The 23,341-nt window shown below is 72.3% G+C and carries 23 protein-coding genes; 10 read left to right on the top strand and 13 right to left on the bottom strand.

Annotated elements, in window-relative coordinates; all coding sequences use genetic code 11:
• Positions 1-8 precede the first annotated feature (8 nt).
• On the bottom strand, positions 9-878 hold the full coding sequence (locus tag ACGFH8_RS11210; RefSeq protein ID WP_393366090.1) for a PhzF family phenazine biosynthesis protein: 870 nt from the start codon (positions 876-878) through the stop codon (positions 9-11).
• 33 nt (positions 879-911) lie between these two features.
• On the opposite strand from ACGFH8_RS11210, the gene ACGFH8_RS11205 reads away from it, so the two are divergent.
• From ACGFH8_RS11205 to ACGFH8_RS11195, 3 genes are all read left to right on the top strand, one after another.
• Positions 912-2,198 carry a magnesium transporter MgtE N-terminal domain-containing protein gene (locus ACGFH8_RS11205; protein WP_393366089.1) on the top strand — a complete coding sequence of 429 codons (1,287 nt, stop codon included), beginning with the start codon at positions 912-914 and terminating at the stop codon, positions 2,196-2,198.
• On the top strand, positions 2,191-2,841 hold the full coding sequence (locus ACGFH8_RS11200; protein WP_393366087.1) for a DUF1003 domain-containing protein: 651 nt from the start codon (positions 2,191-2,193) through the stop codon (positions 2,839-2,841). Before ACGFH8_RS11205 ends, ACGFH8_RS11200 begins: the two co-directional genes overlap by 8 nt.
• Before the next feature lie 76 nt (positions 2,842-2,917).
• Entirely contained in the window at positions 2,918-4,066 is a 1,149-nt protein-coding gene (locus ACGFH8_RS11195) for an Mrp/NBP35 family ATP-binding protein (RefSeq protein ID WP_393366086.1), read from the top strand.
• A 351-nt stretch (positions 4,067-4,417) separates the two neighbouring features.
• Here ACGFH8_RS11195 and ACGFH8_RS11190 read toward each other — a convergent pair whose 3' ends face one another.
• The gene (locus ACGFH8_RS11190) at positions 4,418-4,870 is read right to left on the bottom strand and encodes a preprotein translocase subunit TatB (RefSeq protein ID WP_393366084.1); all 453 of its coding nucleotides are present in this window, start codon (positions 4,868-4,870) and stop codon (positions 4,418-4,420) included.
• A gap of 75 nt (positions 4,871-4,945) precedes the next feature.
• Positions 4,946-6,322 (bottom strand): S1C family serine protease, encoded by a 1,377-nt coding sequence (locus ACGFH8_RS11185; protein WP_393367071.1) that lies wholly within the window; start codon positions 6,320-6,322, stop codon positions 4,946-4,948.
• A 407-nt stretch (positions 6,323-6,729) separates the two neighbouring features.
• Between ACGFH8_RS11185 and ACGFH8_RS11180 the strand changes: the two genes are divergently transcribed.
• Positions 6,730-7,299: an O-methyltransferase gene (locus ACGFH8_RS11180; RefSeq protein WP_393312754.1), complete on the top strand. Its 570-nt coding sequence runs from the start codon at positions 6,730-6,732 to the stop codon at positions 7,297-7,299.
• A 6-nt stretch (positions 7,300-7,305) separates the two neighbouring features.
• On the opposite strand, the gene ACGFH8_RS11175 is transcribed toward ACGFH8_RS11180, so the two are convergent.
• Positions 7,306-8,781: a leucyl aminopeptidase family protein gene (locus tag ACGFH8_RS11175; protein ID WP_393366082.1), complete on the bottom strand. Its 1,476-nt coding sequence runs from the start codon at positions 8,779-8,781 to the stop codon at positions 7,306-7,308.
• Positions 8,782-8,927: 146 nt separating this feature from the next.
• A complete protein-coding gene (locus tag ACGFH8_RS11170) occupies positions 8,928-9,095 on the bottom strand; it encodes a DUF3117 domain-containing protein (RefSeq protein ID WP_007455245.1) in 168 nt (55 codons plus the stop codon).
• A 190-nt stretch (positions 9,096-9,285) separates the two neighbouring features.
• Here ACGFH8_RS11170 and ACGFH8_RS11165 point away from each other — a divergent pair, with 190 nt between their 5' ends.
• Genes ACGFH8_RS11165 through ACGFH8_RS11150 form a run of 4 tightly spaced genes read left to right on the top strand, consistent with a single transcriptional unit; the run spans position 9,286 to position 13,514 of the window.
• Positions 9,286-10,104: a PaaX family transcriptional regulator C-terminal domain-containing protein gene (locus ACGFH8_RS11165; RefSeq protein WP_393366081.1), complete on the top strand. Its 819-nt coding sequence runs from the start codon at positions 9,286-9,288 to the stop codon at positions 10,102-10,104.
• Between the two features lie 4 nt (positions 10,105-10,108).
• Positions 10,109-10,900, top strand: a complete 792-nt coding sequence (locus ACGFH8_RS11160; protein ID WP_393366080.1) for an enoyl-CoA hydratase-related protein — start codon at positions 10,109-10,111, stop codon at positions 10,898-10,900.
• A 59-nt stretch (positions 10,901-10,959) separates the two neighbouring features.
• Positions 10,960-12,258: a DUF1800 family protein gene (locus ACGFH8_RS11155; RefSeq protein ID WP_393366078.1), complete on the top strand. Its 1,299-nt coding sequence runs from the start codon at positions 10,960-10,962 to the stop codon at positions 12,256-12,258.
• Between the two features lie 14 nt (positions 12,259-12,272).
• A complete protein-coding gene (locus ACGFH8_RS11150; protein ID WP_393366076.1) occupies positions 12,273-13,514 on the top strand; it encodes a DUF1501 domain-containing protein in 1,242 nt (413 codons plus the stop codon).
• 106 nt (positions 13,515-13,620) lie between these two features.
• Here the strand turns inward: ACGFH8_RS11150 and ACGFH8_RS11145 are convergent, their stop codons facing one another.
• From ACGFH8_RS11145 to ACGFH8_RS11115, 7 genes are all read right to left on the bottom strand, one after another.
• Positions 13,621-14,898 (bottom strand): cellulose binding domain-containing protein, encoded by a 1,278-nt coding sequence (locus tag ACGFH8_RS11145; protein ID WP_393366075.1) that lies wholly within the window; start codon positions 14,896-14,898, stop codon positions 13,621-13,623.
• A 34-nt stretch (positions 14,899-14,932) separates the two neighbouring features.
• Positions 14,933-16,420: a cellulose binding domain-containing protein gene (locus tag ACGFH8_RS11140; protein ID WP_393366073.1), complete on the bottom strand. Its 1,488-nt coding sequence runs from the start codon at positions 16,418-16,420 to the stop codon at positions 14,933-14,935.
• Positions 16,417-17,475, bottom strand: coding sequence for a pectinesterase family protein (locus ACGFH8_RS11135; RefSeq protein ID WP_393366071.1), 1,059 nt, complete (start codon positions 17,473-17,475; stop codon positions 16,417-16,419). Before ACGFH8_RS11135 ends, ACGFH8_RS11140 begins: the two co-directional genes overlap by 4 nt.
• Positions 17,476-17,606: 131 nt before the next feature.
• Positions 17,607-18,230 (bottom strand): hypothetical protein, encoded by a 624-nt coding sequence (locus ACGFH8_RS11130; protein ID WP_393366070.1) that lies wholly within the window; start codon positions 18,228-18,230, stop codon positions 17,607-17,609.
• A 13-nt stretch (positions 18,231-18,243) separates the two neighbouring features.
• The gene (locus ACGFH8_RS11125; protein WP_393366068.1) at positions 18,244-18,825 is read right to left on the bottom strand and encodes a DNA-3-methyladenine glycosylase I; all 582 of its coding nucleotides are present in this window, start codon (positions 18,823-18,825) and stop codon (positions 18,244-18,246) included.
• A 40-nt stretch (positions 18,826-18,865) separates the two neighbouring features.
• Positions 18,866-19,363, bottom strand: a complete 498-nt coding sequence (locus ACGFH8_RS11120) for an SRPBCC family protein (protein ID WP_393366066.1) — start codon at positions 19,361-19,363, stop codon at positions 18,866-18,868.
• A complete protein-coding gene (locus tag ACGFH8_RS11115; RefSeq protein WP_393366064.1) occupies positions 19,360-20,016 on the bottom strand; it encodes a DivIVA domain-containing protein in 657 nt (218 codons plus the stop codon). The genes ACGFH8_RS11120 and ACGFH8_RS11115 overlap by 4 nt, the downstream gene beginning before the upstream one ends.
• A 153-nt stretch (positions 20,017-20,169) precedes the next feature.
• Here ACGFH8_RS11115 and folP point away from each other — a divergent pair, with 153 nt between their 5' ends.
• Positions 20,170-21,039, top strand: a complete 870-nt coding sequence (gene folP, locus ACGFH8_RS11110) for a dihydropteroate synthase (RefSeq protein ID WP_393366062.1) — start codon at positions 20,170-20,172, stop codon at positions 21,037-21,039.
• A gap of 68 nt (positions 21,040-21,107) precedes the next feature.
• Here the strand turns inward: folP and ndhC are convergent, their stop codons facing one another.
• Positions 21,108-21,485 (bottom strand): NADH-quinone oxidoreductase subunit A, encoded by a 378-nt coding sequence (gene ndhC, locus ACGFH8_RS11105; RefSeq protein ID WP_088986508.1) that lies wholly within the window; start codon positions 21,483-21,485, stop codon positions 21,108-21,110.
• A gap of 128 nt (positions 21,486-21,613) precedes the next feature.
• Between ndhC and ACGFH8_RS11100 the strand changes: the two genes are divergently transcribed.
• On the top strand, positions 21,614-23,077 hold the full coding sequence (locus ACGFH8_RS11100) for a hypothetical protein (RefSeq protein ID WP_393366060.1): 1,464 nt from the start codon (positions 21,614-21,616) through the stop codon (positions 23,075-23,077).
• The last annotated feature ends 264 nt before the right edge of the window (positions 23,078-23,341 follow it).

Genomic DNA, 23,341 nt, shown 5'->3' with positions numbered 1-23,341 from the left:
ACCTTTGCTCAACCCACGAAGGGCGGGACGGCGATCTCGCCCCGGGCCACCGGCATCACCTGACCGGCGACCGTCGCCCCGACCGCCACCCCGTTCGCCGCGGTGACCGTGCAGGCCAGCGCGGACGGTCGGTGCATCTCCACACCCTGACGCACCGCGTACTCCGACCGCCCCACGCCGGGCAGCAGCCCGGACGCCACCAGCCAGACACCGAGGCCGAGCGCCGCCGAGCCGGTCGCCGGGTCCTCCGGGACACCCATCCCCGGCACGAACACCCGGGCGTGCGCGGTTTGCGCGGCGGCGTCCCAGGAGAAGACGCTCACGTGCGACACCCCGTACCGCTGCGCCGCCGCCGCGTCCACCCGGGCGCGGGCCACCGACTCCGGACGCACCGGCAGGTACGGGAACTCCAGCCCGCAGCCCGCGACGCGCGGGGCAGGCCCGACGTGGTCGTCCGCGGTCAACCCGGCGATCTCCAGCAACGGCTCCGGATCCAACTCCGGGCCGAGGGTCGGGCTGCCACCGGTAAGCGTCGCCCCGGTCGCGGTCACCTCGATCGGCAGCACCCCGGCGTGGCACTCCTGGGTGACCTGCCCCACACCGAACATGCCCCGCCGGCTCGCGGTGACCGCCGCGCCGACGCTCGGGTGCCCGGCGAACGGCAACTCCTCGACCGGCGTGAAGATCCTGGCCCGGTAGGTGGCGCCGACCTGGGTGGGAGGCAGCACGAACACCGTCTCGGAGAGGTTGAACTCCAACGCGAGCGCCTGCATCTGCTCGGTGGCCAGCGCTTCCGCGCCGAACACCACGGCCAGCGGGTTGCCGGCGAAGGGGCGGTCGGTGAAGACGTCCACGATCTCGTAGGCCAAGGTCGACATGTTGATAAACACTAGGCGCTTAGGCTGGTGCCCGTGAGCACGCCGACCCGGGTCTACATCGCCCGTCTCGCCGGAGTCGCCGTCTTCGACCCGAACGGTGATCAGGTGGGGCGGGTTCGCGACGCCGTGGCCCGGCTCCGGGCGACCAAGCGTCCTCCGGAGGTGGTGGGTCTCGTCGCCGAGATGCCGATGCGTCGCCGGATCTTCCTGTCCATCAACCGGATCACCTCCATCGACGCGGACGCGGTCGTGCTCGGCTCCGGCACCCTCAACCTGCGCCGGTTCGAGAAGCGCCCGAACGAGCTGCTGGTCCTCCAGGAACTGCTCGACCGTCGGGTGCAACTCGACCCGGGCGGCCAACCCGGCGCGGTCGTGGACGTCGCGATGGAGTGCACCAGGGGTGGTGAGTGGTCGCTGACCCGTGTCGCCGTACGCGAGCAGACCGGTCGGCTCAGCCGCCGCGGCCACCTGCACCAGGTCGAGTGGGACCGGGTGCGCGGGCTCAGTGGCATCGCCGACAACCGGGGTACGGCGAACCTGCTCGCCGTCCTGGAGGACATGCGCCCCGCCGACCTGGCCAACGCGCTTCAGGACCTGCCCGACGCACGGCGTAACGAGGTCGCTGCCGCGCTTGACGACGAGCGGCTGGCCGACGTGCTCAGCGAGCTGCCGGAGCACGACCAGGTGGAGATCCTCGCCGCACTGGACCGGGAACGGGCCGCGGACGTGCTGGAGGAGATGGACCCGGACGACGCGGCCGACCTGCTCAACGAGCTGCCCCCACCGGAGCAGGACGTGCTGCTGGACCTGATGGAGCCGGACGAGGCCGACCCGGTGCGTCAGCTCCTGAAGTACACGCCCGGAACGGCGGGCAGTGTGATGACCTCGGAGCCGGTCATCCTCCCGCCGGACGCCACAGTCGCCGAGGCGCTGGCCCGGATCCGGGAGCCGCAGCTCTCCCCCGCCGTCGCCGCGCAGGTCTTCGTGACCCGGGCGCCACAGAACACCCCGACCGGCCGCTACCTGGGCATGGTGCACTTCCAGGCGCTGCTCCGCGAACCGCCTGCCGACCTGCTGGGCAAGGTGGTGGTCAACGACATCGACCCGCTGCGCCCGACCACCCCGCTGCCGGAGATCACCCGTCGGATGGCCACCTACGACCTGGTCGCCATGCCGGTGATCGACCGGAGCAACCGGCTGGTCGGCGCCGTGACGGTGGACGACGTGCTGGACCACTCGCTGCCCCGGGACTGGCGGGACCGCGACGCCCTGGTCGCCCCGGGCACCACCGACGCCACGCTGGACGGCGCGGATGGCTGAGCGGCGGCGCAACGAACGGCTCGACCAACCGCGCGAGCCCCGGGGCATCAAGCTGCCCCGGTTCGACGCGGAGGCGTTCGGCAGGTGGTCGGAGGGCATCGCCCGGGGCATGGGCACCGCGAACTTCATCGTCGTCATGACGGTGGTGATCACGATCTGGTTCGTCTGGAACACGTTGGCTCCGGCGGACCTGCGCTTCGACCCGTACACCTTCACGTTCTTGACCCTGGTGTTGTCGTTGCAGGCCAGCTATGCGGCGCCGCTGATCCTGCTGGCCCAGAACCGGCAGGCCGACCGCGACCGGGTGGCCCTGGAGGAGGACCGGCGGCGCGCCACCGCGCAGAAGGCGGACACCGAGTACCTGGCCCGGGAGATCGCGGCACTGCGGATCGCGTTGGGTGAGGTGGCGACCCGCGACTTCCTCCGCTCCGAGCTGACCCGGCTGGCCGAGGAGCTGGACGAGGCGGGGCAGCGCCGGCAACGGCTGGAACGCCGCCAGCAGGACCGGGACAGCCGGCAGGAGAAGCGGAGCCACCGGCCGACCGACGGTGTCGGACTGGACGAACCCCGTGACGACCTGGACGGCGACTTCACCCGGGACGCCCGGCCGGACGGCGCCGGCCCGCGCCGGTCAGAGGGCTGACCAACGGGTCATCGATTGGCTCACACCGCACCGGGCAGCGGCGGCAGCGGATGCCCCGCGACGTAGCATTGCGGGCATGTCAGCACCCGTGAGCACCGTCGAGGACGCGATCCAGGCCGCCCTGGCCACCGTCAACGACCCGGAGATCCGCCGGCCCATCACCGAGTTGGGCATGGTCCGCTCCGCCACGATCGCTGCCAGCGGCGTCGTCCGTGTCGAGCTGCTGCTCACCGTCGCTGGCTGCCCGCTCAAGGACAAGCTGCGTACGGACATCACCACCGCGGTCGCCGCGGTGCCCGGCGTGACCGGTGTGGAGATCGATTTCGGGGTGATGACCCCCGAGCAGCGGCAGTCGTTGCAGTCGCAGCTGCGCGGCGGGGGTGCCACCGAGGAGCCGGTCATCCCGTTCGCGCAGCCGGGCTCGCGCACCCGGGTCTACGCGGTGGCCAGCGGCAAGGGTGGCGTCGGCAAGTCCAGCGTCACGGTCAACCTGGCGGCGGCGCTCGCCGCCCGTGGGCTCTCCGTCGGCGTGGTCGACGCGGACATCTACGGCCACTCGGTGCCCCGGATGCTCGGCACGGAGGCCCGGCCCACCCGCGTCGAGGACATGATCATGCCGCCGCAGTCGCACGGCGTGAAGGTCATCTCCATCGGCATGTTCACCTCCGGCAACGCCGCAGTGGTGTGGCGCGGCCCGATGCTGCACCGGGCGTTGCAGCAGTTCCTGGCCGACGTCTACTGGGGCGACCTGGACGTGCTCCTGCTCGACCTCCCCCCGGGCACGGGCGACGTGGCGATCTCGCTGGCCCAACTGCTCCCCAACTCGGAGATCCTGATCGTCACCACCCCGCAGACCGCCGCCGCCGAGGTGGCCGAGCGGGCCGGTGCGATCGCCCTGCAGACCCACCAGCGGGTGGTGGGCGTCATCGAGAACATGTCCTGGCTGGAGCTCCCGGACGGCTCCCGGATGGAGATCTTCGGTGCCGGCGGTGGCACGGCCGTCGCCGAGTCGCTGAGCCGGACCATCGGCGCTCAGGTGCCGCTGCTCGGTCAGATCCCGCTGGACACCCGGGTCCGCGAGGCCGGCGACGCGGGCAACCCGATCGTGCTGGCCGAGCCGGAGTCCCCGGCCGCGCAGGCCCTCGGTGCGGTCGCCGACCGGCTCGCGCTGCGCCGCGAGTCGCTGCTCGGCAAGCCGCTCGGCCTCAAGCCCGCCGGCCGCTGACCACCCCGACCACCGTCAGCCCGTCGGCCGCTGCTGGCCGGCGGGCTGAGTCGTGTGGGTGGGTGGCTCCACGGCCGGCACAGCCGCCGGGGCCGGCACAGCCCCGTGCTCCGCACAGCCGCGTGGCCGGCGCAGCTCCGCGCCGGCGCGGCTCCGTGGCCCGCACAGCCCCGTGGCGGCGCAGCCGCGTGGTCAACTCGGGTTTCCGGAAGTCGGGGCATCCTGGGCTGGCTGAAAGGCCGACTCCCTGGAAACCGAGTCGATCAAGGTAGATGCCGGGCCGAGCGCGGACCGAGCGGGCGAGCGCGGACCAAGCCGGGCGAGCGCGGACCAAGCCGGGTGGCGGGCTGGTCAGGTGGCGTCGTCGTAGCTGGGGCGGGGCGCCGGGGCGGCCGTACTGCTGGTGGCAGTGCTGGTGGGGGCCGTACTGCTGGGGGCCGTGCCGGACCGGGTCCCGTTCGAGCGCAGGTCCGCGGCGTTGGCCACGTCCTTCAGCTCGTCGTGCACGCCGCCGACGTCCGCACGCAGGTTGTCGTAGACGCCCTGCAGCGGCTTGCGGATCGCCGCCTCGTCCTCCTCGCTGAGGAGGTGCTTGCGGATGAAGGCCTTCGGGTGCAGGTCCTCCAGCTGGATGTCGGTGCCCAGCTCACGACTGAGGTCACCGGTGGCGTTACGGGCCATGTTGCGCAGGTTGCGCACCAGCCGCAGGCCGTCGTTGATGACTGTCGGCAGCTTGTCACCGAAGATCAACAGCGCCAGGAGCAGCAGCGCACCGATCTCCCACCAGTTCAGGTTGTCGAGCATCCCGCAGGCCTCCTCTCCGCGTCAGCAGCAAGACTACGCACGTCGGACGGCGTCCGGGCAAGGGGTGAGCGATGTTCACTTCGCGTCCGCGGCGAGAGTTACCGAGGTGTTCTGCCGGGTGGAGCCCCGTCGAAACTCGACAGATACCACCGAGCCGGGCGCGAACTTGCGAACCAGCGCGGTCAGGTCTGTCGGCTCGGTCATCGGCCGCCCATTGATCTTGAGGATGACGTCACCGACCTTCAACCCGGCGCTGTCCGCCGGGCCGGACGGCTCCACCTCCGCCAGCCGCAGGCCACCGCCGACGACACCCGCCGGGCCGTCCGCTCGGGCGCCGATCACCGTACGCCGGGCCTTGCCGGTGCCGATGATGTCCTGGGTCACCCGCTTGGCCTGGTTGATCGGGATGGCGAAGGCGAGCCCGATGTTGCCCGCCTCCTGCCCCTCGGCGACGAGTGACTTGATCGTCGAGTTCACGCCGACCACCCGTCCGTCGCCGTCGACCAACGGCCCGCCCGAGTTGCCGTGGTTGACGGCCGCGTCGGTCTGGATGGCCGCGTAGTAGCGGATCGGGCCACCCGGCTCACCTGCCTGCATCGTCCGGTCCAGGGCACTCACGATGCCGGCGGTGACCGTGTTGGCCAGCGACAGCGGCGAGCCGATGGCGAGCACCGGGTCACCGACGGCCAGGGCGTCGGAATCGCCGAACTCCACAGGTCGCAGCCCGCTACGACTCACCTTGATCACCGCGATGTCCGACTCCGGATCCTGACCGACGATTGTCGCCGGCGCGGTGCTGCCGTCGTTGAAGACCACCGAGGCCTTGCCGGCGCCACCGGCCACCACATGGTCGTTGGTGATCACATGGCCGTCGGCGGTGGCGACGAAGCCGGAGCCCTCGCTGGTCCCGCCGAGGCTGCTCACCCGGACGGTGACCACGCTGGGCAGGACACGTTCGGCGACACCGGCCAGCGACTCCGGTTTGCGCTGGGCCAGCGCCGGCGCCTCCGCCGGCGCACCGCCGAGCACCACCCCACCAGCTCCGCCGCGGACCGCGAACGCGTACCCCATCGCCCCACCGAGGGTGCCGGCCAGCAGCGCGCTGAGCACGGGAATGAGCAACAGCTGGCGAAGCGTCGGCCGACCCGGCGCGTCCGGGTCGGTGACCGGCTCGGGCTCGGAACCGGCCGCCACGACTCCCGGCACCACCACCGCGGTCGGCGCCGCCGGGTCCCGCCAGGGATCGGCGAGCGCATCCGACCACCAGGGCGACGCTCCGGCCGTGCCGGGCCCGCCCGCTACCGGTGCCGGCCAACTTGACGACGGCCGCACCGGCGGGACACCCGCCACGGGTGGCGCCGGCGGATACCCGGCGGCCGGTACGCCACCCGGCGGGGCCACAGGCGTACCGCCCGGCGGCACCACGGCAGGCGAGTTGCCGGCCCCCGGCATGGTTGGCGATCCCACCGGCGGGACCTCTGCCCCGGGCGGTCGCGCCGAAGCCGGAGTCTCACCGCCCCGGCGCCAGTCCCAACCGTCGGTCACGTCGGTGCCTCCCAGTCCGTCCCCGGATCCCGCGCCGCGTCGCCCGGCCACGGGCCGGTTCGGTCGCGGCTGACGGGATACCGCTTCCAGGATTGCACGGATGCGCGCGGTGGAGTCAGCGGTTGCCCCGGTGATCGCTTCCGGCGGAGGCCCGGCTGCGCCCCCTGGCGGTCGCCTCTACGCTCACAGTGCCAACCCGCCCCCGCACCACGCACCGCCCCCGGAGGTGCCCCATCGCCACGGTCGCCGGTACCGGCAGTTCGACGGCACAGGCTCAGCAGTTCGCCGAGTCGTACGTCACCGAGGATCTCGTCCTGCGCACCGCCCGCAGCCTGGCCCTGGAGGTGGGCCTCGACGCGGTCACCCCCGGCGCGGGAGCGGCGTTGCGGCTGCTGGCCGCCGCCGGCAACGCCCGTGCGGTGGTGGAGATCGGCACCGGCACCGGAGTGAGCGGGGTGTGGTTGCTGCGCGGCATGCGCGCCGACGGTGTGCTCACCACAATCGACGTGGAGGTGGAGCATCAGCGGATCGCCCGGCGGATCTTCGCCGAGGCGGGCTTCGCGGCCGGCCGTACGCGGATCATCACCGGTCGCGCGCTCGACGTGCTGCCCCGGCTCGCCGACGGCGCGTACGACCTGGTCTTCGTGGACGCGGAGGCGACCGGCTTCCATGCCTGCGTGGAAGCCGCGCTGCGCCTGTTGCGCCCGGGCGGTGTGCTCGCGCTCAACGGCGTGTTGGCCGGCGGCCGGATCGGCGACCCGGCCGCCCGGGACGCGGAGACGGTGACGGTCCGCGAGACGATCAAAGCGGTCCGGGAGTCGGAGCACTGGATCCCCGCGCTGCTTCCGGTCGGGCACGGGGTGCTCGCCGCGGTGAAGTGCTGACCTGGGCTAGTCGACGCTGGCCAGCCAGCGCAGCAGCCAGCGCACGCCCCAGCCGGTGGCGCCGCGGCTGACCTCGTCCTGGTCGCCGTCCGCCCAGGACGGGGCCGACATGTCCAGGTGCAGCCAGCGGTCCCGTAGTTCGCCGGTGAACTCGCGCAGGTAGAGCGCGGCCAGCACCGAGCCGGCGCCCTGTGCCGGCGCGCTGTAGAGATCGGCGATGTCGCTGCCCAGGTATTCCGCGTAGTCGTTGTGCAGTGGCATCCGCCAGGCCGACTCGCCGGCCGCCGCGGTCGCGGCCAGCACGTCGGCGGCCAGTTGGTCGTTCTCGCTGTAGAGGGCGGCGGTGCGCTTGCCCAGCGCCACGGCGTTGGCGCCGGTGAGGGTGGCGAGGTCGAGCAGCAGGTCCGGTTTGAGCTGCTGCACCGCGTACGCCAGGGCGTCGGCGAGGACCAGTCGGCCCTCGGCGTCGGAGTTCGTCGTCTCGCTCGTCGTTCCGCCGTAGTGCCGGATGACGTCGCCGGGGCGGAACGCCGAGCCGCTGACCATGTTCTCGGCGAGCGGGGCGAGCGTGGTGATCCGGACCGGGAGCCGCAGGGCGGCGGCGCCGAGGGTGGCGGCGACGACCGCGGCCGCGCCGGCCATGTCCTTGCGCATCAGTTTCATCGCCGGCACCGGCTTGATCGAGATGCCGCCGGTATCGAAGGTGATGCCCTTGCCGACCAGCACCACGTGGGTACGCGCGTCGGCGGGGTGCCAGTCCAGCTCGACCAGCCGGGGGCCACTGGCCGAGCCAGCGCCCACGGCGAGGATCCCGCCGAAGCCCTCGGCGGCCAACTCGGCCGGGCCACGGACTCGCAGTCGCAGGTCCGGCAGGTCGGCGGCGGCGGACGCCACCTGGTCGGCGAACCACTGCGGGGTCTTCACCGAGGACGGGGTGTTGGTCAGGTCACGGGCGAGATGGGTCATCGCCGCCGTGGTGCGGGCCGTGGCGACGGTGGCCTCGAACGTGGCCGGGTCGGCGAGCAGCAGGTCGACGCCGTCGAGCGTCGGCGTGTCGCCGGCCTCGGTCAGCCGGTACCGGTACGGGGCGAGCAGCAGCCCCTCGGTCAACCCGCGCACCGCGGCCGGAGTCAGCTCGGTCGGCAAGGCGATGGTGATATGCGTCTCATTCGCTGCGGAGCGGGCCAGGGCCGCTCCGGCCGTCCGCCAGGCCGCCTCGCCGCCGTCGCCGATGCCGAGCAGCAGGAGCCGGCCGGGGGTACGTCCGGGGCGCAGCTGGGTGTGGATCTCGCCTGCTCGGCCGTTCAGTCGGGCCGCCGACACCAGCGCGGCCGCCTCGTCGGCCGTGTCGTCCGGCGGGGTCGCGGCGGTCGACACGGGCTCGGCCGGGGCGTCATCTCCGGCTGCCGGACCGGCGGGACGGACAGGCAGGACGAGGACGTCGAGCCGGTCGGGCTCGGCGATCAGACGGATGGCGAGCACGCGGAACCGTACCTCCAGGAAAGTGTCGCGGAGCGGAACTCAGGCCGCCTGCCCGCGGTGATGAAGACCCTGAGCCACCGGTACCACCGGTGGCTCAGGGCCGCAGAACGCTCCGGGCGGCGGAAGCCGCCCGGACCACTCCTTACTCAGCCGGCCGCCGCCTTCAACGCGTCACCGAGCGCGTTGGCCTCGTCGGGAGTCATCTCGACGACGAGCCGGCCACCGCCCTCCAGCGGGACCCGCATGACGATGCCCCGCCCCTCCTTGGTGACTTCCAGCGGACCGTCGCCCGTCCGCGGCTTCATCGCCGCCATGTTGTCTCCCCTCAGACCTACACCAGGGTCGGTGGGTTGCCCCACAGCCACTTCGTCACGACCACCCGCAACGGTCGCGGGGGTGTCGACTGACGATTTTCCCTGATGAACACCGCCGGACCCAAACCGGAGCAGCATTGATGTAACAGCATCTAGCTTATCTTGAGAAGGCCTGTCACAATGTGCGGTCATGCAGGCACGGTCGGCACTCTTCGACCTGTACGGCGACCACCTCCGGCCGAGGGGTGGCCGCGCACCGGTTGCTGCCCTGGTCAAGCTACTGGCGCCGCTGGGAATCGCACCGCCAGCAGTTCGCACCGCCGTGTCCCGGATGGTGCGACAGGGCTGGCTCGAACCGCTCCGGTTGATCTCCGGGCCGGGATATTCGATCACACCGAAAGCCGCCCGGCGACTCGACGAGGCGGCGTCCCGGATCTACCGGACCGGCCGGGTCACCTGGGACGGCCGGTTCGATCTGCTGGTGTTGGAGGCCCCGGGCTCCCGCCGGGACCGCCAGCGGCTCGCCTCGAACCTGAGCTTCCTCGGCTACGGCACGCTCGACGAGCAGACCTGGGTCGCCACCCGTCCCGCCGACGACGTCGACCTGATCCTCGCCGAGGCCGGCATCCGGTTCGAGCGGTTCACCGCCTCGCACTTCGCCGGCACCCCCGGCGCGATGGGCGTGGTCCGGCGAGCCTGGAACCTGACCGAGATCGGCCGCGCCTACGAGCAGTTCGTCGCGGACCAGCGCCCACTGCTCTCCGCCGTCACCGTGCGCAGCAGCGACGAGGAGGCGTACGCGACCCGGTTCCGGCTGGTGCACGCGTGGCGTACGTTCCTCTTCCGGGACCCGCAGCTACCCCCGGCGCTGCTGCCCGAACGCTGGCCCGGCACCGCCGCGGCCAGCTTCTTCGACCGGCACGCGGCCCGCCTGCGTCCGGCCGCGGACCGGTACGTCGAACAGTGCCTCGACGCCGGCAACCGCCTCGTCCGACAGAAGGGTCGTTAGACACGTGACCGAGCCGCTGCTGGTCGACCGGACCGACGCCGTCGTCACCCTCACGCTGAACCGGGCGAACGCGATGAACGCGCTCGACGTGGCGCTGAAGGAGGCCCTGCGGGACGCCCTGGCGGAGTTGGAGACCGACAGGTCCTGCCGGGCTGTCGTGCTGGCCGGGGCGGGCGGATCGTTCAGCGCCGGTCAGGACCTGCGCGAGCACGTGTCGACGCTGGAGAACTCCGCGAGTGATCCCCTGGGCACCGTGCGGACCCACTACAACCCGATCGCCGCCCGGCTCGCCAACCTGCCCAAGCCGGTGGTCGCCGCGGTCCGGGGCATGGCCGCCGGCGCGGGCGCGTCGCTCGCCTTCCTCGCCGACATCCGCATCGGTGGCCCGACCACCAGCTTCCTGATGGCCTTCGCCAAGGTCGGCCTCGCCGCCGACACCGGCGCCTCCTGGACCCTGCCCCGGCTGGTCGGCCACGCCAAGGCGGTGGAGCTGCTGATGCTGGCCGAGCCCGTACGGGCCGAGGAGGCCTGCCGGATCGGCCTGCTCAACCGCCTGGTGGAGGACGACGAGCTGGTGTTGCCGACCGCCCAGGAGCTGGCCGCTCGCCTCGCCGCCGGCCCGACTGTCGCCTACGGGGCGATCAAGCGGCAGCTCTCCATCGCCGACGCCGGCACCCTCGCCGACGCCCTCGCGGCCGAGGCGCAGGCCCAGTCGATCTGCGGTGCCACCGCCGATCACCGGGCGGCCACGTTCGCCTTCGTCGGCAAGCAGAAACCGGTCTTCGAGGGACGCTGAACGCAATTCACACGCCACCCTTACCGTCCTCGAACACCAGACGCCTAGCGTCGGCGTCCATGAGCGATCGTGAAGCGGTGGCGCACCTGCTGCGCCGGGCCACCTTCGGGCCGACCGCAGACGAGGTGGACGCCGCCGAGCGCGCCGGGCCGGCGGCCACCCTGGACAACCTGCTCACCCCCACCCGGGCCGACCGTGGCGCGGCGGCCACCCCGCCGCCGGCGCTGGCCCCGGATCCGTACGCCCAGCTGACCAAGGACTCCACCCGCGAGCAGCGGCAGCAGGCCAACGCGGAGCGGCGCAAGCAGCTCCAGCAGGTCACCAGCTGGTGGCTGGACCGGATGGTGGCCGCCGAGGACGGGCTGACCGAGAAGCTGCTCTTCTTCTGGCACGGGCACTGGGCGACGAGCGCGCAGAAGGTCAAGTCGGCACGTGTGATGCAGGGCCAACTGGACACGCTGCGCCGGCACGGACGCGGGCCACTCGCCCCACTCGTCGCCGCGATGGTGCGCGACCCCGCCCTGATCATCTGGCTGGACGGGCAGAAGAACACCCGCAAGGCGCCGAACGAGAACCTGGCCCGCGAGCTGATGGAGTTGTTCACCCTCGGCATCGGCGCCTACTCCGAGGCCGACGTGAAGGCCGGCGCGCGCGCCCTGACCGGCTGGGTGGTCGACAGGCGTACCGGGGTGGCCCGCTTCGAGGCCAAACGACACGACCCCGGCGAGAAGACGATTCTCGGACAGAGCGGCCGGTTCGACGCCGAGGCGTACGCCGGGCTGCTGGCCGCCCAACCCGCGGCGGCGACGTTCGTGGCCGGGCGGCTCTGGTTCCGTTACGCCGGCACCGACGTCCCGGCGCCGGCGGGCCTGCCCGGAGCGGACACCGTCGCGACCCTGCGGGCGATCCTCTCGGCGCCGGCCTTCGCCCAGACCCGGGGCACGCTCGTCAAACAGCCGGTGGAGTGGCTGGTCGGCGCGCTGCGGCAGCTGGGTATCCGACCCTCCGCCCTGCCCGAGCAGCAACACAAACAACTGCTGGCCGGCCTGAACGCGCTGGACCAGGTGCCGCTGCGACCGCCAAGCGTCGGCGGCTGGCCGGCCGGAGCCGCCTGGCTGACCACCTCGTCGTTGCAGGCGCGGCTGCGGACGGCCGGGACCCTCGCCGCCGCGGTGAACCCGGCGGTGCTGGCCCGGCTGACCGCCGCGCCCACCGCCGGCCGACCGGACGCGCTGGCGCGACTGCTGGTGGTGGACGGCTGGAGCGCGCGTACCCGCGCCGCCCTCACCCCGCTGGCCGGCGAGCCCCGCAAGCTGCTGGCCGCCGGCCTGGTCAGCCCCGAATACACAGTCAGCTGAGCGGAGGAGTCGACATGGACACCCAGACCCGACGCAGGTTCCTGCTGACCAGCGGGGTGGTCGGCGCGGGCGCGCTGGCCGCCGGCGCCGGCGCGTACCGCCTGCGGGACCTGCTGGACACCAGCGGCGACCGTGATCCACAGGCTCGCACGCTGGTGCTGGTGACCCTCTACGGCGGCAACGACGGGCTCAACACGGTCATCCCGTACGCCGATCCGGCCTACCGGGCGGCCCGCCCCGAGCTGGCCTACCCGGACTCCGAGGTGCTGCGGTTGGACGACGGCTCCGGCCTCAACCCGGCACTGGCCGGCCTGCACCGGCGCTGGTCCGACGGCGGGCTGGCGATCGTGCGCGGGGTCGGCTACCCGAAGCCGGACCGCAGCCACTTCCGGTCGATGGACATCTGGCACACCGCACAGCCGGACCGGCCGGGCAACACCGGTTGGCTGGGCCGTTGGCTGGACTCCGCAGGTGGCGACCCCCGGCTGGCGGTCTCCTTCGAACCGGCGCTGCCGCCGCTGCTGGCCGGGGCGCGGAGCGCGGGCGCGGCCGTGCCGGTGACCGACCGGAAGGCCGCCAAGGGCCTGCCGGCGGAGACACTCACCGCGCTCGCCGCCGCCGAGGCGGGTGAGTCGGCGGCCCGCGGCCGGGCCGCCGCCTGCTTCGCCGACCTGCGGTCGGTGGACGAGATGATCCGCCAGGTACGCGACTCCGCCGACCCCGACGCGGCGGACCCGGACGGGGAAGAGGCGCCCGCGACGGCGACCGGTGGGGCACGCACGCCGCTGGACGCGCAGTTGGACCTGGTCGCGCAGTGCGTCGAGGCGGGAGTGTCCACCCGGGCCTTCTCGGTGTCGCTCGGCGGCTTCGACACGCACGCCGACGAGAAGCAGTTGCAGGCCGTCCTGCTGGGTCAGCTGGACCGGGCGCTGACCGGGTTCGCCGACCGGATGAGCCGCACCGAGGCGGGCCGGAAGGTGGTGGTGGCGGTCTACTCCGAGTTCGGCCGCCGCGTCCGGGCCAACGCCTCGGACGGCACCGACCACGGCACCGCCTCGGACGTCCTGCTGCTGGGCGCCGGCGTACGCGGCGGCTGGCACGGCGCGCCGCCGAGCCTCACCGATCTCGACGACGGCGACCTGAAATTCACCACCGACTTCCGGGACGTCTACGCCACGCTGCTGGAACGGGTGCTGGACACCGACCCGGGCCCGGTGCTCGCCGACTGGCGGGGACGCCTCGACAAGCTGTTCTAGATGGTCGACGACGACGTGTTCTCGTCGGGACCGGCCGCCCAGGCGGGCACGTTGCCCGCCTGGGCGGCCCAGGATCCGGTCGTACCCGCCGCCGGCGGGATGGCTGTCACCTCAGGTGGGCGGAAAGCGGGATGTTCTGCGCCCGGAGGGCGGTGGCGATCAGGCCGGCGATCTGTCTGGCGCCGGCGGCCTCGAAGTGGGTGTGGTCGTTGCAGAAGAACGCACCGACCGCCCCCGTCGAGTAGTTGCCGTTGTTCGGGCACAGCCTGAGCGTGTTGTAGAGCGCCACGCTCTTCGCGTGCAGGTCGATGACCGGTACGCCGTTCGCGGCGGCCGCAGCCGTCGTCTCGGCGACGAAACCGCGATTGCCGACGGCGGTGCTGCCGCTGCAGGTGATAGCCGCGACCGGCGTGACGAAGATCGGCTTCACACCTCTGGCCTTGGCGGCCGTCGCCATGACGCCGAGCAGTTCCTTGAAGCGGTTGGTGCCGACGTGTCGCGGGCAGGCCGAGTCACCGTCGTTGATGCCGAACTGGATGATCAGATAGTCCCCGGTCTTGAAGCCGCTGTCGGTGTTCAGCATCGCCGACCACCGGGCGCTGTAGGCGGTCGAGCTGAGCGTGCACTCGCCGGCCGAGTTCTTGGTGGAGGTCACATTGCCCTCGTACAGCCACGTCTGGATGCTGCGACCGCCGACGGCGCTGTTCTGCACTGTGACGTCCGACGTGAGATAGGACGCGAACTGGCTGCCCCAGCCGATCGGACAGGAACTGGCATTCATCATCGTGGAGTCGCCGGCCATCCACACTTTGATCGGCGCGGGTGCCGGCGAGGTGGAAGGGGTCGGCGACGGCGTGCTCGGGCTGGGGCACGGCGTTGCCGTCGGCGTTGGTGTCGACGTCGGTGTTTGCGTTGGCGTTGGCGTTGGAGTCGACGTTGGCGTCGGCGTCGGCGCGGTGGGGGTCGCTGCCGGTGGGCCGGCACACGTGGTGCCGTTGAACGAGAACGACGACGGCACCGGGTTGCTGCCGCTCCACGAGCCGGTGAAGCCGAAGCTGACAGATGCGCCAGAGCCGACGGTGCCGTTGTAGCTCACGTTTGTGGCGGTCACCGCCGTGCCGGTGACCGTGACGGCGGCGTTCCACGCCTGCGTCACGCCCTGCCCGGGGGCGAGGCTCCACTGCACGGCCCAGTTGGTCACCGCGTCACCGAGGTTTGTGACGACGACGTCGGCTCCGAACCCGCCGGCCCACTGGCTGGTGACCCGGTAGGTGACACCGCATGCCGGGGTGGCGGCCTGGGCGGTGGCGATGCCGAGCCCGCTGGCCGCGACGGTCAGGACCGTTGCCGCCAGGACCACGAGACGCGATCGGCGAACCTTCATCGGGTACTCCTGCCTTGATCGGAGACGCTCGGCATCACGTGGCGACGGCGCACGGGGAGCCGTTGAGGGCGAAACCTGTCGCTCCGCCCAGCGGGCTGTCGGTGACGAATCCGAAGCTCGTCGAACCGGCGGCCGGGATCACCGCGTTCCAGGAGGCGTTCACCGCCGTGGCCGCGGCGCCGGACTGGGTGACTGTGGCGTTCCAGGACTGTGTGATCCGCTGGCTGCCGGGCAGGGACCAGGTGAGTGTCCAACCGTCGACGGGGACGGTGGAGGTGTTGCCGAGTGTCACGTCGAACTGGGCGCCCGTACCCCAGTCACCGGTCTTGCGGTAGGTGACCGCGCAGGCCCCGGCCCCAGGAGTGGGCGGCGCGGTCGTGGGCGGCGCGGTCGTGGGCGGCGCGGTCGTGGGGGCCGGGGTCGTGGTCAGTCGTGCGCTGAGGATCGGGGCCAGCCTGTCGGTGATGGCCTGGTGACCCGCGTCGTTCGGGTGCACCGAGTCGCTCAGACCGCCGGACGGCAGCCAGCCGGTGGTGTCCAGGTAGAACACCTCGGCGTCACCCGCCGCGTTGCGTGCCCGCACCGCGGCCTCCGTCTCCGCCGCATAGCGACCGATGAACGTCCGCATCGCGAAGAGCTTGGCGTTCGGAAACCTGGCCCGGATCCTCGTGAGGAAGGTCGTGTACGTCGCCTGGAAGGCTGCGGGGCTCACGCCGTGGCTCTTGTCGTTGGTCCCCAGGTTGATCACCACGCCGTCGGCCGTGTAGCGGGAGAAGTCCCACTGGTCGGTGCCGACCTGGCCACCGGACGACATCCAGTAGCGGGTCGTCTGCGCCCAGCACCCATCGGTCGTCTCGGCCAGACACATGCCACCGATCGCGATCTGGGTGTGGTCGTAGCCGAGCCTCTCACCGACCTTGAAGCCGTAGTCCGTCACGGCAAGCTGACTGCTCGTGGCGCCCGCGGTGATCGAGTCACCGACGAACTCGACGAGCTTGGGGCGGGGCGGCGGCTTGAACGTGCCCGCGCCCGAATCCAGGACCAGCCCCTGGAAGACCGCGTCTCCGGTGTAGGAGCCGGCCACCTGCCGGTAACTGACGATCAGCGTGTGGTTGCCGGCCGCCAGCGCGGTCGGCGTCAGGTTGATCGTGCCGGAGCCGGTGAAGGACGTGAACGCCCTACCGTCGATGCTGGCCCACAGCTGGATGGTGTTGCGCTGCCGGAGCTTCACCGTCTTGCCGGTGAACCCGACCCGCAGGTACGCGCCGGCCCAGTAGGGCACGTAGGCCGAGGCGTTCGCCTTGTTCCACCGGCCGACGAAGCTGATGTTCGAGTCGGTCGGGGTGCCGTCGCCGACCGCTGCCTGGGCGCTGAGGGCCGGCAGACCTGCGGCGAGCACCCCGGCGGCGACCGCGATGAGGGCCGCGGTACGCGTCCTCGCCAGTGCGTGCCGGAGTGTCCCGAGTCGGGTGCGCGGGCGGACGAGAGGGTGACCGTGTTCGAAGGACCGGATCTTCGTCATCGGATCGGGTTCCAGCCGTCGTTACCCGCCAGGTAGGCGGTGGGGGTGTACTGGGTGGCGGTGGCGGCGCTCAGCTGGGGCCGGTTGGCGTTGATGCCCGCGCCGGCGCCGGTGCTGCCGTACTCCGCGAAGCGGGCGTTCCTCCACGAGAAGCCGGACATGTCGGTCCAGGGATCGGTGCGGATGTGCGCGCCCATCGCGACGCCCCGGTAGAGGACCTGGCCACGGGCGTTGACGTCGCCGCTGGGGTGCCAGGGGCGGCCCAGATAGACGGTCCTGGCGGGAGCGTTGCTGGTCAGCGTGGTTGCCCAGAACAGGAAGCCGAACCTGTTGTTGATGTCGGTGGCCGCAGCGGTGACGTAACCGTTGTTCGACGACGAGCCCCGGGTGAGCGAGTGCACGGTGCCGTTCTGGAAGACCATGGTGCCCCGCCCGAAGATGAAGTCGACGTCGCCCTCTACGTAGGAGTTGCGAACGTAGAGACGCCGGACCGAGCTGACACTGGGCGCGTTGACCAGCAGGGTGTCCTGGTTGCCGAGGATGCGGACGTTGTCGAACTGCACCCGGTCGCCGGAGGTGTTGACGGCGACGGCCTGCTCGGCGTCGAGGGTGTTGGCGGCTTCGTTGAAGTCGTTCGCCATGGTCAGATTCTTGATCGTGGTGTCGTTGGCGTTGACGAAGACCGAGGCACTGCCGGACGTGCCGTACGTGCCGCCACCGGGCTTGGTCTGGCCGGACGCGTGCCCTTCGACGATCACCACCTGGGTCGCGGAGCCGCCGGCGCCGGCCAACGTGAGATAGGGCTTGTTGGCGGGGATGGTGACCACGCCCCGGTAGGTGCCGGGTTTGATGCTGATGGTGACCGGAACGCCGTTGTTCGCCGCGACACTGTCGACAGCCGCCTGCACTGTCGTGTAGGTGCCGCTGCCGTCGGCGGCCACGGTGATGGTCGCGGAGGCGGACGCGGCGGAAACCATCGAGACCGTGGCGGCGAGAGCGCACACCGTCACCACCGCCACCGAGCGCGCGCGACGAATCCTGCCGGATGTGGTCATAAGCGTCCTCCGATTCCACGGGGGCCCTCCGCCGAAGGTCATGCCGACTGGCAGACGACGACGTAAGTTAACGCTAACATCGATGGTTGGAAATATAAACGGAATGAACGGCCCAACCGAACGGAACGGTGCTACTCGTCCTCTTCCGGGTCCTGGTTGGCCTCCGCGCCCAGCACGAACGCCTGCATGGCCAGCTCGTCGTCGGACGGCGAGACGAAGGCGGGCAGCTCACGCGGGCCCAACTCCTGCACGTACGACCAGAACAGCCGGACCGCCTCGGCTCGCGTGCCGGCCTCGATCGGCAGGTCGAGGCTGACCAGCCAGGTGCGCCGCGCCGGGGGCGGGCCGAGCTGGTCGGCCAGCGCCCGGAAGGCCGCCGGCTCCAGCGCGGTGACCGGCCCGTCGAGCGTCAGCAGGTCGGCCGGCACCGGCTCGTCGAAGGCCCGCCGGGTGTACGCCACGACGACGGTCCCCGGCTCGACCGGGGACTGCGGGTCGTCCGGGTCTTCGCGGTGACGCTGACCCGGGGCGCGGACCCGACCGAGCGCGACCAGCCGCGGCGGCGCGTCGACAAGCACCGCCACCTGGTCTCCCGGACCCGGGCGGGTGCCGTCGGCCAGGCCGGTCAGCTCCAGCGTGTCGTGGTGCACGAGCCGCTCGGCCTCGTACCGCTCGGCGGGCAGCAGCACGGCCCAGGTGCCCACGCCGTCGGCACGGCCGGATCCCCCGGCCCGGTACGCGGTCTCGGTCGTCATGCCTGCCATCCCATCACGTCGCCGGTGCGAGGGTGACGTGACAGCCGACGATGTGATCGTCGACCATGCCGGTGGCCTGCATCAGCGCGTACGCGGTGGTCGGGCCGACGAACCGGAAGCCGCGCTTCTTGAGCGCCTTGGCCATCGCCGTCGACTCCGCGGTGATCGGTGCCAGCTCGGCGAACGAGGCGGGGCGGGCCGCTCGGGGCTCCGGGGCGAAGGACCAGAGCAGCGCGGGCAGCCCTTCCGGCACCTCCAGAGCGGCGCGGGCATTGGCGATCGCCGCCTCGATCTTGGCCCGGTTGCGGACGATGCCGGCGTCGGCGAGCAGCCGGGTCACGTCGGCGTCGGAGTATCCGGCGACGGTCGGGATGTGGAACTCGTCGAAGGCCAGCCGGAACGCCGGGCGTTTGCGCAGGATGGTCAGCCAGGACAACCCGGACTGGAACGCCTCCAGCGTCATCCGCTCGTAGAGCGCGTCGTCGCCGCGCAGCGGGCGACCCCACTCGGTGTCGTGGTAGATGGCGTAGTCGGGGGTGCTCGACCCCCAGGCGCAGCGAGGCAGCCCGTCGGCACCGATCACCAGGTCAGTCACGTCGTACACGCTAGGGCATCGCTCCGACACCCCACCGCGGTCAGGGCAGCCGGCCCTGCTCGACCAGTCGGGCGAACCTCTTCAGCGCCTGGGTGAGGCCGAGCTTGGAGCCCGGCCAGAGCACCGGCCACGCCAGTCGACCGGCCCGGCCGCCCGGCAGGTGGAACCACTCGTGCCAGACGACCTGGGTGCGGTCCCGGTCCAGTTGGGTGCAGCGCAGCACGCCGGGGCCGCGCAGCAGCTGGCCGTAGTGCACCACGCCGATCTCGTACGGTTCGTCGACCCGGACCACCCGCATCTCGTCGCGCAGCACGGCCCGACCGAGCGCGGTCACCGCCTCGATGCGGCTGCCCTCGCGCCCGTCGCCCTCGACCACGCGCACCCGGGTGAACGGGATCCAGTCGGACTGACGTTCCCAGGCGAGCAGGGCGGCGAAGACCCGCTCGGCGGGAGCGTCGACGATCACGGTGGCGGTGACCTCACCGGCACCGGGTTGGGCGGCCTCACGAAGATCGTCAGCGCCGCCCGTGCCGGTCACACCGACTCCGACCGAACCGTCTTGCCGTGCTGGCCGGTGCCGTCGGCGGGCGCGCCGTCGGTCTGCTCAGGGTCGGCCGCCGTACCACCGGACGGCACGACGGCCGACGCCACACCGTCGGAATCGGCGGGTGACGAGGTGGCGGCGGGCTCCGGACCCGCGCTTGTCGAGCCGACCGGTGCGGCCCCGGCCTCGGTCGCGTCGGACTTCGCCGCGTCGGACTCGGTCACGTCGGCCTCGGTCGCGTCGGACTCGGTCGCGGTGGACTGCGCCGCGTCGGCGGTCGTCGCCCTGCTGGCGGACTGTTCGCGGGCGTCGCGCAGCACGTCCGCGTCGTCGGTGCGGCCCTCACGCAACGCGGTGACCTCCGCCTCCAGCACGCCGATCAGCTCGGACTTGTAGCCGATGTCGTAGGCGGCACGGCGCATCGCCTGATCGACCTGAGCCATCCGGTACCCGCGCAACGCGGTGTCGAAACGGACCGCGCCCACGTCGGACTCGCGCAGTGGCCGGGTGCCGGGCAGTGCCACGGCCTGCGAATCCGGCTCGGCGGGCACCAGACCGGGATCACGGCCGCTGACCAGCACCGTCACGCCGAATATCACCGCCGCGACCGTCAACGCCACGACCAGGAGGAGCAGAAGCTGACCCATGTACTGATCGTGGCACGGCAGCCGGCCGGGAGCGACCCCGCCACCCGTCCCGATCACGATCCGTACCGAAGCCGCCCGGAGTCGCGGCCGGACCAGCGACTAGCGTCGGGGTCGGCCGACGCGGCAGCGACGGCAGACTCTCAGGAGGCGGGCATGGCCGGGGCGCTTCGGCTGGGCGGGCGCACGTTCGCCCCCGACGAGCTGGTGGTGATGGCGATCGTCAACCGCACCCCGGACTCGTTCTTCGACCGAGGGGCCACCTACGCCGCCGACAGTGCTCTGCGCGCGGTGGAGCGGGCCGTCGCCGACGGCGCGGCGATCATCGACATCGGCGGAGTCAAGGCCGGCCCCGGCGCGGAGGTGGACGTCGTCGAGGAGATCCGCCGCACGGTGGACACCATCGCCGCCGTCCGGGCCGCGTTCCCCACGGTGGTGATCTCGATCGACACCTGGCGCGCCGAGGTGGCGACGGAGGCCGTGGCAGCCGGCGCCGACCTGCTCAACGACACCTGGTCGGGCGCCGACCCGACCCTGGCCCGGGTGGCCGCACGGACCGGCGCGGGCCTGGTCTGCTCGCACGCCGGCGGCCTGGTCCCACGGACCCGGCCGCACCGGGCCGCCTTCACCGACGTGGTCACCGACGTGGTCGCGACGGTGACCGGGCTCGCCGAGCGAGCGGTGGCGGCCGGGGTACGCCCCGACGGCATCCTCATCGACCCGGCACACGACTTCGGCAAGAACACCAGGCACTCCCTGGAGATCACCCGCCGACTGGGCGAGCTGGCCGACACCGGCTGGCCGGTGCTGGTGGCGCTCTCCAACAAGGACTTCATCGGTGAGTCGCTGGACCTGCCGGTGCCCGAACGACTGGAGGGCACGCTCGCCGCGACGGCGGTCTCGGCCTGGCTGGGCGCCCGGGTGTTCCGGGCCCACCAGGTCGGCCCGACCCGCCGGGTGCTGGACATGGTGGCCTCGATCCGGGGCGACCGCCCACCGTCGGCGACCCGCCGCGGCCTCGCCTGACCGGGTCGTCGCCGGGAGGGACCGACAACGGTCGGGCGGACCGGGCCGATCGCCGGAGGTGGCGACGTTCAGGTCCAGCGGAGGATGTTCCTGCGCCAGGCGTAGAGGATGCCGAGCGCGAGCACCGCCACGAACACCGCCATCTCCACCACCGTCACCAGGCCGAAGCCCGGCCGGTCGAAGACCACCGCCCAGGGGAAGAGGAACACCGCCTCGACCGCGAACAGCACGTAGAGGTACGCGTAGACGTAGTAGCGGATCTGCATCTGTGCCCAGTCCGCGCCGACCGGGTCGAGCCCGCACTCGTAGCTGGCCCGCTTGCCCGGCGGGTCGGCCGGACGTGCGGGGCGTAACACCCGGTTGGCCGAGAACGCCGTAACAAAGAACAGAACGCTGGCGAGCAGCAAGAGCCCGAGCGTCGCGTACGAGCCCAGGTATCCGGTCACAGTCGGGAGCCTACCGTCCGCCCGTGCGGGCCATCCCAAACACGTTACGGATTTGTTTCCCGATGGGACTAGTGCGCCGGGGCAACTGTTACCGACCATTGGACACCCACCCATGCACCGGAGGACAGATGGCCCGCCTGAAGGCATCGCCCGGTACGCGGGCGGAGGGGCGGCACCCCAGGTCCCTGCTGGCGACCTCGCTCGTACTCGGTCTGTTCGCGGCGCTCGCCGTGGGGCCGGCCTGGGCCAGCGCGGCGACGCCGGAGGCCGGCCCGGTCGTGACGATGACCGACCCGGTCAGCGAACCCGGGGGTGACCCCGGGTCCAGCCCGACGGACGAGCCGCCCCCGACCGAGGAGCCGGGTGCTTCGCCGGAGCCGAGCAACCCGGCGCCGGAGACCACCGCGCCGCCGCCGCAGACGCAGCCGCCGGCGCCGGAGACCACCGCGCCGGACGTGCCGCCGGCACCGAGCAACAACGCGCCCGCGCCGGGCGGAGCACCCACCGCGGCACCCCCGGCCCCTCCGGCGCCCCCGGTGCTGCCGGCGCCCCCGGTCCCGCCGGTCCGCCCGCCCGCCCCGGGTCCGGAGGCGCCGCCGGCGAATCCGCTCGGTGTGCAGGTCACCACCCAGGACGTCACGCTCTCCCAGGCGTACTGGAACGCGGCCAGCACCGCCACCACCCTGCAGGTCACGGTCCACAACACCGGCACGACGACGCAACGGATCCGCCTCTCGTACACGCTGCCGCTCGGGCTGACCGACGCGGGGACGAAGGGCTGCGCCGCCGCCGGCGGCGGTACGTACCACTGTGGGGCCTGGACGGCCGGAGCCGGCGTCCGGTTCAGCGCTGTGCTCCGCCTGCGGGTCGACGGCACCGCGTGGCAGAAGATGCCCCTCGCCGGCTCCGTCCAGGTCGTGGCGGACGCGCCGGGGATGCCCGGAGAGGCGGTCGACGACCAGGGCTTCGCGGTGCTCTTCCCGCCCGGCCCCCCGGTGCCCGGGATCACGCTCGCCGCCGACGAGGTCGCCTTCGACATCAGCGGCTCCGCCAGCACCCTCACGCTCCGGCTGGGCAACACCGGCACGGTGGACGCCGCCGGCCGGGTCGAGGTCGTCCTGCCGAGCGGGGTGACAGTCTCGACCCCACCGGCCGGCTGCGTGTCGGTCGACCCGACCCGGACCCGCTGCGACGCGGGCACGGTCGCGGCGGGCCGGACCGCCGAGTTGCGGCTGCCGGTGGAGGCGACGCCGCAGGCGCAGCGGGAGGCGCCGCTGTCCGGTGCCGTAATCGGCCAACTCGACCCGCGCAGCGGCACGACCCGGCAGATGCAGATGAGTTTCCGGATCACCGCGGCGGCCGCGCTGGCCACGCCCGTGGTCTCACCGCCCGCGCCGACCGGCTCCCAGGGCGTGCTGCCCGGGGGTGCCGCCGCCGACGACGAGGGGATGACCTCGGTGCGGCGTACGGCGATCATCCTGATCGTGGTCTCCGCGCTGCTCGTGGTGTTGGCTCTCACGCTTGCCACCATCTCGCTGCGGCGTCGGTTCTCCGGCCCGGCGCCCGAACCGGCGTCCCACCCCGCCGACTGACCGACGAGCGACCCCGGACCGCGTCTGTCCGGGGTCGGCGGAGCGGATCTGTGGTGATCTGAATTACGGCGGCCGGGGCATAAGCGCGCAAAAACGGGCAATTCCGTGCCCAGTTCGGTCCCAGTCGGCGGACCTCCGGCGCTGGTTAGGGCTCCCTTAGACGTAGGCTCTCAGATGAGGTACGACAGCGGCCGGACCAGCCTGGGGCGGTGCGGTGAAACGTTGCGTCGAGGAGGTTCCGTGGCCGGGCAAGGCGAGGTTTTG

It is taken from the genome of Micromonospora sp. NPDC049175 (genome assembly GCF_043197345.1).
Classification (GTDB): Bacteria; Actinomycetota; Actinomycetes; order Mycobacteriales; family Micromonosporaceae; genus Micromonospora.
Note: the sequence above shows the minus strand (reverse complement) of the source record. Positions and strands in the feature narration are given on the sequence as shown.